This window comes from Staphylococcus sp. GW823-FHT05F06, from assembly GCF_058795495.1.
This window is the reverse complement of sequence record NZ_JBXAHW010000006.1, coordinates 71,923-84,434: the sequence shown is the minus strand read 5'-3', so window position 1 is coordinate 84,434 and position 12,512 is coordinate 71,923. Positions and strand designations below refer to the sequence as shown.

Here is a 12,512-nt window from a genome sequence, read left to right as displayed (position 1 = left end):
ATGCTTTTCTTTAAAAACTTTCCATTATACTTTTAAAATTAAAAAGAGTAGGATTAAGAATCTTTAATTCTCTCCTACTCTATATAATGAAATATCAATTTAAATATATTCGTGTTCTTTAAGATAACGTATAATTTGTACCACTGATTGTTCAATAGTGTCGTGTTCAGTATCTATAGTAATTTCAGGGTTTTCAGGTGCTTGATAAGGTGCACTTATACCTGTAAATTCAGGTATTTCCCCAGATCGTGCTTTTTTATACAATCCTTTAGGATCTCTCTTTTCACATTCCTCAACACTACATTTTGTATATACTTCTATAAACTCATTATCCTCTAGTAATGCTCTAACACCTTCTCTGTCTTCTTTATATGGGGAGATAAAAGCAGTAACTGTTAAGGCTCCAGCGTCTACCATTAATTTTGCTACTTCTCCAATGCGTCGAATATTTTCTGAACGATCTTCAGGACTAAACCCTAAATTTTTATTAAGACCATGACGCACATTATCACCATCTAAACGGTATGTTTGTTTTCCTTCATTAAATAATTCTTTTTCTAAGGCAACAGAGACCGTTGATTTCCCTGACCCAGATAGCCCTGTAAACCATATAACAGCACTTTTGTGTCCATTTTTATGCTGTCTTTGTTTCTTCGTAACTTCTGAGTCATGCCATGTAATATGATTTGATTCACTCATTTTAACACTCCTGATTTATTTTTCTCGCAAACCTTTAATTAGAACTTCGGCAACTTCTGGTCTTGAAAATTTAGTTGGCAATGATTCGCCATTACGCAGTTTTTCTCTTACTTTAGTACCACTTAAATGTAAATGTTGAGAAGCGTCATGCGGACATGTTTTAGCAGTTGCCATATTACCACAAGCTTCGCAATAAAAGGCATGTTCAAATTTTAAAATTTGAATACCTAACTCATCTTCAAATTGAGTAATCAGCTCTTGTGCTTCATAAGTACCATAATAATCGCCTACCCCAGCGTGATCTCTTCCCACAATAAAATGTGTACAACCATAATTTTTACGGACAGTTGCATGAAGTATCGCTTCACGTGGTCCGGCATAGCGCATTGCAGCAGGATAAATGACTAGACGTGCTCTATCTTCAGGATAATAGTTTTTTAATATCACTTCATAACTTTCCATACGTACATCCGCTGGAATATCGTCTGACTTTGTTTCACCAACTAGTGGATTTAAAAGTAGACCATCAACAATTTCTAGTGCTGATTTTTGAATATATTCATGTGCTCGATGCACTGGATTTCTCGTTTGAAAACCTACGACAGTTTTCCAACCTAAATCATGAAATAATTGTCTCGTCTCTGAAGGATCCAGATGATAATTTGAAAACGCGTCATGTTTTGGACGATTTAATAGTTTAATAGGACCACCTAAATATATATTACCTTTTTCATAAACCTTTTTAACTCCAGGATGAGCTTCTTCAGTAGTTCCGTACACCAAACGCGCTTCTTTTTCTTTATCATATGTGTACTTTTCTTCTAATTTAAGCGTTCCATATAACTGACCATCTTCACCATATAAAGCAATATCATCACCTATTTCAAGTTTATCTGCTTCGGATTCTGTTACAGGTAAAGTGATAGGAATACTCCAAACTAAGCCATTGCTTAAATGTGTTTCCTCTATAACCTTAGTGTAGTCTTCCTTGTTCATAAATCCTGTAAGGGGACTAAATCCGCCAATACCTATGAGCTCTAGATCCGATATTCCCCAAGGATTTAAAGTAATCGGTTTAAAATTTAATGCTTCCTCAATCAAACGTTCACGTTCGTTTCCTTCAACAACACGATTGATGAGTTCTCCTCCATGAGGTTTAATTGTATAATTGGTTATTGTTTCATTGTTAGACATTATAATCAAATCTCCTTTTCCAATTAATTATATTTGTTTACTCGGCTTTTCTTATAAGAAAAAGACAATTTCTTGTTTCGAACGACTTGAAAAACAAGCAAAATAATAATTGCAAGAATAATAATGAATCGAACTGTATTTGAAATAGTGTTATCTTTTACAAAATAGCTTAATAATGCATTACTATTTGTAAAAATAATTAAACCACCGACACAAATTGCAAGAATGTTAATGGGTAACACTTTAACTAAATACGCTGAAATAGGTGCTGCTACCATTCCACCGAGACTTAAAGCAATTACAGCAAACCAATTAATTTGAGTGACTCCTAAAAAGATAATGAAACTTAAAGCGGCAGATGACGTAACAAAAAATTCACTTGCTGAGACTGTTCCAATCGCATATCGTGGTTGAATTTTTTTACTTGAAAGCAGGAGCGGCGTATTAACCGGTCCCCAACCACCACCACCGATTGCGTCTAAAAATCCTGCCACAAAACCTTGTGGAATTACTTTAAAACTACTCAAATTTCCCACATGATGATGATGTTCATGTGCACGTTTAAATAGAAATTGATACAAAATATAAAATCCCATACTTAACAAGAATAAAGCAATGAATGGTTTAATATAATCACCATGAATAAATGTCAAAACACCTGCACCGATAAAGGCGCTTATTGACCCAGGTATAGCTAACTTCAACATTGTTGGTTTATGAACATTATCAAATCTCCAATGTGATGTCCCAGATGCAGCTGTTGTTGCAATTTCAGAAAAATGAACGGTTGCTGACACTACTGCCGGTGCTATACCGTAAGTTAATAATATTGATGACGATGAAGCGCCAAATCCCATGCCTAATGACCCATCAACAAGTTGTGCTAAAAATCCCGCAATTGCGAAAATTAATACTTTGCGCATATATCATATGCCCCCATTCTTCATTTGACTTGTGATTTTAGCCATCGGATGAAATCTTGTTGCTTCTTCTCATCTAAATATTTGTCTGACAAAATTTGCTCGAGTAACGCTTGTTTATCAGATGGCTCAATTTTAAGTGATTTAATATATTGTCTACTTTCATATAAAAACTGAATATACATTGAATAGTCTTCATTGTATGTATCTTTTAAATCTTTAATAATTCGTTGACCTAATTTAGGACTTGCACCATCAGTTGATACACTTATTGTTAATTTATCTCTTTTTAAGAAATTAGGGAACGTTACATTACCTAGGTCTGCTTGTCCTGCATGATTAAATAATACGTTCTTAGACAAAGCTGCCCCCACATCGTTGTTAACATCAGATTGATTAGTAGCCGCGATGACCACATCAGCATTCTCAACATCTTGTGGTTCGAAGTGTTTCTTTTCATAAGTGATTTGCTTCGTTTCTAGATATTTTTGTAATGTATCGGTAATTGTTGGACTTACAACATGAATATGTTTTGTATAAGCTAATAAAGTTTTAGCACGACGTGTTGCCACTTTACCTCCACCTACAATGACGACTTTCTTGTTACTTAAATCAATCATTAAGGGCATATTCATGATGATTTCCTCCTATACACTTTAATTAATACTCATTATAAACGTGATTTTTACTGTTTTTTTAAATGTATGCGCTAAGTTGATGACATTTCCGTTAACGTTTCATTTTGAACAGTTGCCTGTTCTACAAACCAATTAATTTTTTCTCTCATCTTAACCACTTCGCCTACAATAATCATTGCTGGATTCTGAATATGATGTGCTCGTTCTTGAATTGTATCGAGTGTCCCAGTCACTGTCATTTGCTGTTTTGACGTTCCCATATGCACGAGAGCTACTGGTGTTTCTGACGAACGACCATATTGTATTAACAACTCACAAATTTCACTGAGTCTCTTAACCCCCATATAAATACATAAAGTTTCAGGACCATTGGCCAAATGTTGCCAGTATTTGCCTTTATCCATACCAGGTTTATTCACTGCAGTTACAAATGCTACAGAAGAACTATAATCACGATGTGTTACTGGAATTCCAGCATATGCTGGTGCTGCAATTCCCGATGTAATTCCAGGTATAATTTCAAAGTGGATATTATGACATGCTAATTCCTCTGCTTCTTCTCCGCCACGTCCAAAAACAAATGGATCGCCACCCTTTAAACGTGTAACTATGTGCCCTTTTTTGGCTAAGGTTACCATCATTTTATTTGTTTCTTCCTGCGGTAAGGAGTGCCTGTGAGGATCCTTACCGCAATAGAAGAACTTAGTAGAAGGAGAAGCATAATTAAGTATTTCTTTATTTACAAGTCGGTCATAAAGGATGACATCGGCTTCTTTAATGGCTTTTAAACCTTTTAACGTTATTAATTCTGGATCACCAGGTCCAGCTCCAACTAAATATACTTTCCCCATATGAACCACTCCCCCTCTCGTTTAACTATGAAAATCGCGACCATCATGAACTTTGGCTATCACACCGTCACGAATTACAAAGTCCCCAAAGTGTTCTCCGTCAAGACGCTCTTTACTATAACGCAACAACAATGGACGTAGACTTTCTAATATCTCATTTTCGTCGATATTCTCTTTATATATTTTATTTAGACGTTCGCCTTTAAAACTACCACCTAAGTACATATTATATTTACCAGGTGCTTTACCGATAAAGGCTATTTCTGCTAGCGCTGGTCTCGCACATCCATTGGGACAACCTGTCATACGAATCGTTATTTCTTCCTCTTTTAAACCAGACTCATCTAATAAATCTTCAATTTTTGTAATTAGTGAAGGAAGATATCTTTCAGATTCTGCCATAGCTAAACCACACGTTGGGAAAGCAACACAAGCCATAGAATTTCTTCTAAGTCCTGTATAATTTTTGCCATCTGTTAATTTATATTTATCAATAATAGCTTGTATTTCTTCCTTTTTCTCAGGAGAAACATTTGCAATAACTAAGTTCTGATTAGGTGATAATCTGAAATCTCCAGTATGGATTTCTGCGATTTCTCTTAAGGCTGTTTTTAACAAATAGTCTTCAGTATCTTTCACACGCCCATTTTGTATAAATAAAGTGAAATTCCAATTATTAATACCTTCAATCCAACCTAATCGATCACCATTATGTTCAAATTCGAAATCACGTGGCGCTTTAATTTCCCAACCTAATCGTCGGTTTAATTCTTCAGTCACCCAAGTTTCTCCTAGACGGTCCACTGTATATTTAAAACGTGCATTTTTTCGATTTTCACGATTACCATAATCACGTTGTATTGTAAGTATTTTCTCACATACATCTACAACCTTTTCCTTAGGTATAAAACCTATGAGACGTCCAAGTTGAGGATATGTTTCAGTATTACCATGAGTCATACCCATACCGCCACCGATAGTCACATTAAATCCAATTAACTCATCTTGTTCAACGATAGCGATTAAACCAATATCTTGAGAATAGACGTCAATATCATTAGATGGTGGTACTGCAATACCTATTTTGAATTTACGTGGTAAATACGTATTCCCATAAATAGGTTCCTTTTCCTCACTCGAATCTAAAACCTTTTCACCATCAAGCCAAATTTCATGATATGCATTTGTTCTTGGAAGTAAGTGATTACTTATACGCGTTGCATAATCATTAATCTCCTTATGTACTTGAGATTGATAAGGATTAGGATTGCACATCGTATTACGATTAACATCTCCACATGCAGCAATAGAATCAAGTACTGCATGATTAATATTTTTCATTGATTGTTTCAAATTACGTTTAAGAATTCCATGAAATTGAAATGCTTGGCGTGTTGTTAATTTAATCGTATGATTTGCATATTGATTAGAGATATCATCCATAGCAATCCACTGTTCAGGAGTCGCTTTCCCCCCAGGTACACGAACTCGAATCATAAAACTATATGCAGGCTCAAGTTTTTGTTTACGACGCTCATCTCTTAAATCCCTGTCATCTTGCATATAACTTCCGTGAAACTTTAGCAGTTTTGCATCATCTTGTGTAATGGATCCAGTGATTGGATTAGCTAAACTTTGTTCAATAGTTCCACGCAAAAAGTCACTATTTGCTTTTAAAAATTCCATTTCATCAAGATTTTTATCTAATTCTTCCGAAATATGATTATTTGTATTAACCATGTATCCCCCGTCCCTTCTATTAATACACGTCTCTTTGATATCTTTTATCTCTTTTCATTTGTTTTAAGTATTCTTCTGCATCTGTTTCAGATAGGTTTTGCTCTTTGATTAACACATTTTTAATCGCTTGATGAACATCCTTTGCCATTTTACTTTCATCACCACATACATAAATAGTAGCGCCATTTTCAATCCATCGATTAAATTGTTCACTATTTTCTGCAATTTTATGTTGCACATACACTTTTTTATCAGTATCTCTAGAAAAAGCAACATCTAATTTTGATAAAGTTCCATCTTCAAGCCATTCTTGCCATTCCGTTTGATACAGAAAATCTGTAGTGAAGTGTTGATCTCCAAAGAATAACCATGTATTTCCTTCAAAACCTAGTTCCTCTCGTTCTTGCATATAGGATCTAAACGGTGCAACACCTGTCCCAGGACCTATCATAATCACAGGTGTTGATTCATCTTGCGGAAACTTAAAATTCGGATTTCGTTTTAAATAGATAGGAATTGTATCGCCCTCTTGTATTCTCTCTGCAAATTGTACTGAACAAACACCTGAACGTTCCCGACCGTGTGCTTGATATCTAACTGCTCCAACAGTAATGTGAACTTCATCTGGTGTTGCTTTATAACTACTAGATATTGAGTACTCTCTAGGTGGTAACTTTCTTAATAATTGATGTAAATTTTCAGGTTGTAGTTCTGTCGTTGCGAAGTCATTTAATAAGTCAATCAAATCCCTTCCCTCAACGTAGTTTTGAATCCATTCTTTATCTTGAATTTTTTCAGAAAGCTCTTCATTATCAAAAAATATCGCAGCATTTTCTATTAACGGTTTTGTTAATTTAGTAATTTCAAAATGCGATGTTAATGCCTCTTCAAGATTTAAAGTATCTCCATCCTCGTTAATTAAAACTTGTGTTTCTGGACTCCAACCTAATGTGCTAATAAGTAAGTCTACGATAGCTGGATCATTTTGAGGCAAGACAACTACACAATCTCCCGGTTCATATTCCTCACCAAAATTATCAAGTAATAACTCAATATGTCTCGTCTCTTTGTCTGAACCTCTACCATTCAAATTAATATTGGTCAATACTTCAGCATCGTAAGGATTAGACTTACTATATTTCTTTTCTTTTGCTGATTTTATAGATTCGCTAACAACTTGTTCACTTTCAGTACCAGCCGGTGTTGAATCAATCGTATTAATAACATTGGCCATCCACTTTTCAGCGTCTTCTTCATAATCAACATCGCAATCAGTACGATGATAAAGTCTTTCTGCCCCTAATTCAGCCAAACGGTTATCAAAATCTTTACCAGTTTGACAGAAGAATTCATAGGTTTGATCTCCTAATGCTAATACTGAAAATCTCACCCCATCCAATTTTGGCGCTTTACGTCCGTGGATGTATTCATGTAATTCAACAGCGTTATCTGGTGGATCTCCTTCGCCATGTGTAGATGTGATAATAAATAAATCTTCTACTTTCTTCAAATTCTTAGGTTTAAAGTCATCCATTGATTTGAGCGTAACGTCATTTCCAATATCAGATAAACGTTGTTCAAATATTTCTGCAAGTCCTTGCGCATTACCAGACTCAGATCCATATAAAATTGTTATCGATCTAGCTTCCGGCTCAACTGAAGGTTCCTTTTCATGTAGCATCGCTTCTGTATTGTCATCTGAGTTATGTTGTTCTACAGAATCTGTAGATGTATTTGATTGTTGATTTGCCATCAGATAGCCACTTAACCATACTTGTTGGTTAGATGATAAAGTGTGAAGCAATTCATTGATTTGTTTAGCTTGCCCTTCCGTAAAAGGACTATTGGTAACACTTAAGTTCAATCTTATCCACCTCTTATACTTTGTTATTCCGATATTTGTCATTATTTATATATGTCTATTTTTGAAAGTTATTAATTATATCTTCAATTCTAGTATGTACCATTTGTTATTTTCAGTAAATGTAATACTCAATTGATAACTAAAATCGAAAAGACAATTTATAATATCAAAGGGCAATACAAACTTTTATTACTCAAAATTATCGTTACTAAATAAAGCTGTATCAGCTTTTAACAAACAACTCTTTATTTCTTATCGGAATACTATGTTTTGAAATTAAAATTTTTTGACTATCTCTTATGGTTTATCAGCTACATGTAATCCACATTCAGTCTTACTAGAATTGGACCAACGACCAGCACGTGAATCATTAGAATCAAATACGGGTGATGTACATGGAATACAACCAATACTTGGATAATTTTGATCATGTAATTCATTATATGGTAAATCCTTATCACGTATATAAGACCATACTTCTTCTTCTGTCCAATAGATTAAGGGACACACTTTAATTGACTTAAATCTTTCATCTTTGTTAATGAAATTTGTATGTGCTCGTGTTGGTGATTGTGCTCGTCTAAGACCTGATATCCAAGCTACAGCACCAGATAATACGTCTTCTAGTGGTTTAATCTTGCGTATGTAGCAACATTGGTTAGGATCATTCTTCCATAAAGCAGGATTATATTTCTCACCTTGTTCCTCTAACGTAAGTTCCGGTTTTTTCATTTTAATGCGTAATTGCGGATATTTATCTTTCACCCTATCTATTAAGTCATATGTTTCTTGAAAATGTAAATCAGTGTCTAAAAATACAATTTGTGCGTCGGGTTTAATTTGAGAAATCAAGTCAATCAAAACCATACTCTCAGCACCAAAACTGCAAGAATAAACAATATCATTTTCATAAGTTTGATATGCCCATTTTAAAATCTCATAAGCACCTTTTGTCTCATCATTAATATCTAATTCATTTATAAATGGATCGTTTTGAAAATTGTCATAAGTAATTCTTTCTATAGACATTAGCGGAGCCCCCTCTCACCTTATCAATCCATCCAAATCAACAAAACATATCAGAATTGTCAGAATAATTATGTTTAATACTTTAACTACTTTTATAACGAAAGTCAAGGTAACTCGAGAAATTATCGAAATAAAGATAAGATTAATTTAAATTTTTTGTCCTATATGCTCATAAAAAATTTAAAGAGCCTACACATATGATATGGCAGACTCTTTAATAATTTCTTTTACATTCGTTTATAGTGACTTCATTCAAAATATTACAAATGGAACAAGATTATTTTATTCTTTAATCCAAGAAGAATATAGGCATTTATTTTAATAATTGTCTTATTAATTTTTCCATTTGGTTAGGATTATCACAAGGTAAAAATCGTTTAACAATATTTCCCTGTTGATCTACTACAAATTTAGTAAAATTCCATTTAATTTGCGAACCAAATAATCCTGGTTGTTTACATTTTAATAATGTGTACAAAGGGTGTTCATGCTCTCCATTAACATTAATCTTAGCATGGATGGGGAAAGTAATACCAAACTTATATTTATATACTCGATAAATATCTTTGATTAATTCTGGCTCCTGATTATTAAAATCATTGCAAGGGAAGCTCAAAATTTCAAGACCATACTTATGATATTTTTTATAAAGCATTTCTAATTTATTAAATTGATCATTCAGAGTACAATTCGTTGCAGTATTTACGATAATGAGCACTTTCCCTTTATATCTTTTTAGTAAATAGGTAGAGCCATCATAATTCTTTACCGCAATATCATAAATACTCATTTAGATACACCTCTACATCATTGCCAATTTCAATAAATCTATAACGCCACTAGAAGCTCCAGGAAATGCAAAAATATTTTTATTTAAGTCTTGTGCAGTAAGTTTTTGATTAATGATAAAGACTAGGAGATTAACCAAATCACCAGCGTCATTACCATAAATCTCTGCTCCTACTAAACGTTTGTGACTATCTAATACAATTGACATTTCAGCCTCTGTTTCGTTTTGATACTCAAATACCATTTGTCTTCCGAATGGTATATCTTTAATCATATACGTATCATCTTTCTTAGCCTCGCTAACTGTGACACCTATTTGAGATAAACGAGGCAATGAATAAAGCACTGAAGGTATTGGTGGATACTGAATGGCATCTGTATTCAATCCAAGGATATGGGCAGCGATATAATTAGACTCAAATGTAGCTGTAGGAGTAAGTTTAGGAATCATTTTATTGATAACGTCCCCACTTGCGTATATATTTTTCACATTTGTTCTTAAATAATCGTCAACCTCAATACCTCTATCACTAAATAGTATACCCACTTTTTCCAAACCTATTTGCTGAACATTAGGCTTTCTACCGGTTGCATCCAGTACATAATCTGTTTCAATCATCTTTCCAGACTCAGTTTCTACTATAAAACGTTGTGCATTCGGTTTAACTGACTTGGTATTCTCACTAAAGTAAAATTTAACACCTTCATCTTTTAACTTTTGAATTAATTTATTGACGTGTGATTCGTTAAACCCTTCAAGTGCATGATTTGTATGATGAACCACATTAACCTCTACACCTGATTTGATCATGATAGAAGCGAATTCAATACTGATAATACCTGCTCCAATAAAAGTGATACTATCCGGTAAAGATTGCATTGATAAAAATTCCCGACTATCATGCGTATATTCTTTACCCTCAATATCTAATTGATGACTATGTTGTCCAGTTGCTATAACAATATAATCTGATTGTAAAGTTGTATTATTTACCTCTATTGTATGAGCATCTACAAGTTTACCTTTCCCCATGATTACATCAATTCCCTGTTGTTCAAACATCGATGTGAGGGTTTCAGACATAGGATTAATGACTTGTTCTTTGTAATGCATTAAATTCTTCCAATTCACTTCTAAATTGTGACTATCAATAATATTAGGATATTGTTTGGCTTCTTCAAGCACTTCATAAGGTCCCTCTAATAAAATTTTCGCATTACAACCATAGTTAGTACATGTACCGGCGATGGTATCTTTTTCAACTACAGCTACTTGCTTACCACTTTGCTTTAATGTTAACGCAGCATGCCAAGCTGCATGACCACTTCCTAAAAATACTACATCATATTGTTTCATTAACACTCATCCTTTCTTATTTTTCTATGAGATGTTTTAATGTTTGCTCTAGTTCTTCAAACACATATTTCGTTTCATCATACTCAGTCGTATCAAATTCTTGTGGTAAGCAACTTGAAATTGCTTCAAAAACAGCTTCTTGTTGTTGTTGCCCATTGTCAGTTAACGTAATTATCAACTGTCGTTTATCAGATTGTTGACGTTCTCTTTTAACCCAGCCAGATTGCTCAAGTCTTTTTAGTAAGGGGGTTAAAGTATTACTAGATAAATCCAAATGTCTACCAATTGAATTTAATGTTTGAGGATTCTCTTCCCATAACGTCAGTAATACTAAATACTGAGAATAAGTTATACCAAACTGTTTTAACTTTTTCTCATAAAATTGAGCAAATAAACGACTTACATTATATGCTGAAAAACAAAGCTGATTCGCTAACCTCATTTGTTCTTGTTTCACATCTCCACCTCTTTTCAATCGTGCGCGATTGATTATAGTATAAAATGACTCGCATATATTCATAATATATATGCTCACAATTAAAATTTTCTCATTAAACCATCAACTATAAAGTTAAAGCGACTTGGAATAATACTATATCCAATCTACCCTGACCACTAATCATAGAAAAAGCCCAAGACACTCTGTGAGGTCTTAGGCTTTCCATAAGCGTTATATTTAAATTTGATTTACATTTTCAATGACAGTAACATATCCATTTTTAACATTAGCTAACACAGAGAAGTCATTATCTTTGTTACTATCATAAATGAGTTGGCTTGAATTTCTATCATCCGGTTCATTATACATACTTAAAAATTGATCTTCTGAAATATGATTAGGTGCTACACCTACGCTAACAACTTCATTATCATCGTAGGCTACAGCTAAATCACCATATTTTTCGTAACTCCACTTCAAACTTTCTACAGAACCATTGGATGTTCCAAATTTATCTTCAACTTCTTCACGTGTCATTCCATTATAAACACCTCTATATCCACTTGTTGAAGCTGACTTCATATAACCTTGATCAAAGTCATCACTAAAAACATCAATGCTTGGACCAGTGGATTGATCCTTATTTTGACCACTTTCATTTGATTGCTGAGACTGTGTTGTTTGATGACTTTGCTCATCACTAATATAATGATTGTAAGTATAGTACGCACCATACAATAGCGCTGCTATCAACAAGACAAATATAATTGATAATACAATTAGCCAACCAGTATGTTTTTGTTCTTTATAAAATGTTGAATCATGATGTTGTCTTTCCTCACAAGAAATATACGATTGCTGTTCACGCATATGTTCAATTTGATTTTCACTTTTTCTTTGTGTCGATGTCTTTAAATGTTTTCCACATTTATTACAAAATGACTGTTCCTTTTTTATCGGATTTCCACAATGAGGGCAGAATTTCATTTATA

Annotated in this window: 12 protein-coding genes; all 12 read right to left on the bottom strand. The window is 33.7% G+C overall.

Annotated elements, in window-relative coordinates; genetic code table 11:
* Positions 1–99: 99 nt before the first annotated feature.
* The 12 genes from cysC to AC1Q7N_RS05595 all read right to left on the bottom strand — a co-directional run bounded on the left by cysC (position 100) and on the right by AC1Q7N_RS05595 (position 12,507).
* Positions 100–699 carry an adenylyl-sulfate kinase gene (gene cysC, locus AC1Q7N_RS05650; protein WP_002438013.1) on the bottom strand — a complete coding sequence of 200 codons (600 nt, stop codon included), beginning with the start codon at positions 697–699 and terminating at the stop codon, positions 100–102.
* 15 nt (positions 700–714) lie between these two features.
* Positions 715–1,893, bottom strand: coding sequence for a sulfate adenylyltransferase (gene sat, locus AC1Q7N_RS05645; RefSeq protein ID WP_002456703.1), 1,179 nt, complete (start codon positions 1,891–1,893; stop codon positions 715–717).
* Positions 1,894–1,916: 23 nt separating this feature from the next.
* Positions 1,917–2,816, bottom strand: a complete 900-nt coding sequence (locus AC1Q7N_RS05640) for a sulfite exporter TauE/SafE family protein (RefSeq protein WP_002438011.1) — start codon at positions 2,814–2,816, stop codon at positions 1,917–1,919.
* Between the two features lie 20 nt (positions 2,817–2,836).
* Entirely contained in the window at positions 2,837–3,448 is a 612-nt protein-coding gene (locus AC1Q7N_RS05635; protein WP_002456704.1) for an NAD(P)-binding protein, read from the bottom strand.
* Between the two features lie 74 nt (positions 3,449–3,522).
* On the bottom strand, positions 3,523–4,302 hold the full coding sequence (gene cobA / locus AC1Q7N_RS05630) for a uroporphyrinogen-III C-methyltransferase (RefSeq protein WP_002438009.1): 780 nt from the start codon (positions 4,300–4,302) through the stop codon (positions 3,523–3,525).
* Positions 4,303–4,323: 21 nt separating this feature from the next.
* Complete coding sequence (gene cysI, locus AC1Q7N_RS05625) at positions 4,324–6,042, bottom strand: assimilatory sulfite reductase (NADPH) hemoprotein subunit (RefSeq protein WP_002438008.1); 1,719 nt, start codon at positions 6,040–6,042, stop codon at positions 4,324–4,326.
* Positions 6,043–6,061: 19 nt separating this feature from the next.
* A complete protein-coding gene (locus AC1Q7N_RS05620) occupies positions 6,062–7,906 on the bottom strand; it encodes an assimilatory sulfite reductase (NADPH) flavoprotein subunit (RefSeq protein ID WP_002469597.1) in 1,845 nt (614 codons plus the stop codon).
* A gap of 297 nt (positions 7,907–8,203) precedes the next feature.
* Positions 8,204–8,935, bottom strand: a complete 732-nt coding sequence (locus tag AC1Q7N_RS05615) for a phosphoadenylyl-sulfate reductase (RefSeq protein WP_001830661.1) — start codon at positions 8,933–8,935, stop codon at positions 8,204–8,206.
* Positions 8,936–9,248: 313 nt separating this feature from the next.
* Positions 9,249–9,725 carry a glutathione peroxidase gene (locus AC1Q7N_RS05610; RefSeq protein ID WP_002456708.1) on the bottom strand — a complete coding sequence of 159 codons (477 nt, stop codon included), beginning with the start codon at positions 9,723–9,725 and terminating at the stop codon, positions 9,249–9,251.
* Positions 9,726–9,737: 12 nt separating this feature from the next.
* The gene (locus tag AC1Q7N_RS05605; RefSeq protein ID WP_002456709.1) at positions 9,738–11,081 is read right to left on the bottom strand and encodes a dihydrolipoyl dehydrogenase family protein; all 1,344 of its coding nucleotides are present in this window, start codon (positions 11,079–11,081) and stop codon (positions 9,738–9,740) included.
* Positions 11,082–11,097: 16 nt separating this feature from the next.
* Positions 11,098–11,538, bottom strand: coding sequence for a MarR family winged helix-turn-helix transcriptional regulator (locus AC1Q7N_RS05600; RefSeq protein WP_002467790.1), 441 nt, complete (start codon positions 11,536–11,538; stop codon positions 11,098–11,100).
* Between the two features lie 219 nt (positions 11,539–11,757).
* The gene (locus tag AC1Q7N_RS05595; protein WP_002456711.1) at positions 11,758–12,507 is read right to left on the bottom strand and encodes a zinc-ribbon domain-containing protein; all 750 of its coding nucleotides are present in this window, start codon (positions 12,505–12,507) and stop codon (positions 11,758–11,760) included.
* Positions 12,508–12,512 lie beyond the last annotated feature (5 nt).

What these genes read in the sequence shown, in the direction of transcription:
- sat (WP_002456703.1), bottom strand. Translation starts at nt 1,893, where the DNA reads ATGTCTAACAATGAAACAATAACCAATTATACAATTAAACCTCATGGA.
- AC1Q7N_RS05605 (WP_002456709.1), bottom strand. Translation starts at nt 11,081, where the DNA reads ATGAAACAATATGATGTAGTATTTTTAGGAAGTGGTCATGCAGCTTGG.
- AC1Q7N_RS05615 (WP_001830661.1), bottom strand. Translation starts at nt 8,935, where the DNA reads ATGTCTATAGAAAGAATTACTTATGACAATTTTCAAAACGATCCATTT.
- cobA (WP_002438009.1), bottom strand. Translation starts at nt 4,302, where the DNA reads ATGGGGAAAGTATATTTAGTTGGAGCTGGACCTGGTGATCCAGAATTA.
- AC1Q7N_RS05610 (WP_002456708.1), bottom strand. Translation starts at nt 9,725, where the DNA reads ATGAGTATTTATGATATTGCGGTAAAGAATTATGATGGCTCTACCTAT.
- cysI (WP_002438008.1), bottom strand. Translation starts at nt 6,042, where the DNA reads ATGGTTAATACAAATAATCATATTTCGGAAGAATTAGATAAAAATCTT.
- AC1Q7N_RS05595 (WP_002456711.1), bottom strand. Translation starts at nt 12,507, where the DNA reads ATGAAATTCTGCCCTCATTGTGGAAATCCGATAAAAAAGGAACAGTCA.
- AC1Q7N_RS05635 (WP_002456704.1), bottom strand. Translation starts at nt 3,448, where the DNA reads ATGAATATGCCCTTAATGATTGATTTAAGTAACAAGAAAGTCGTCATT.
- AC1Q7N_RS05640 (WP_002438011.1), bottom strand. Translation starts at nt 2,816, where the DNA reads ATGCGCAAAGTATTAATTTTCGCAATTGCGGGATTTTTAGCACAACTT.
- cysC (WP_002438013.1), bottom strand. Translation starts at nt 699, where the DNA reads ATGAGTGAATCAAATCATATTACATGGCATGACTCAGAAGTTACGAAG.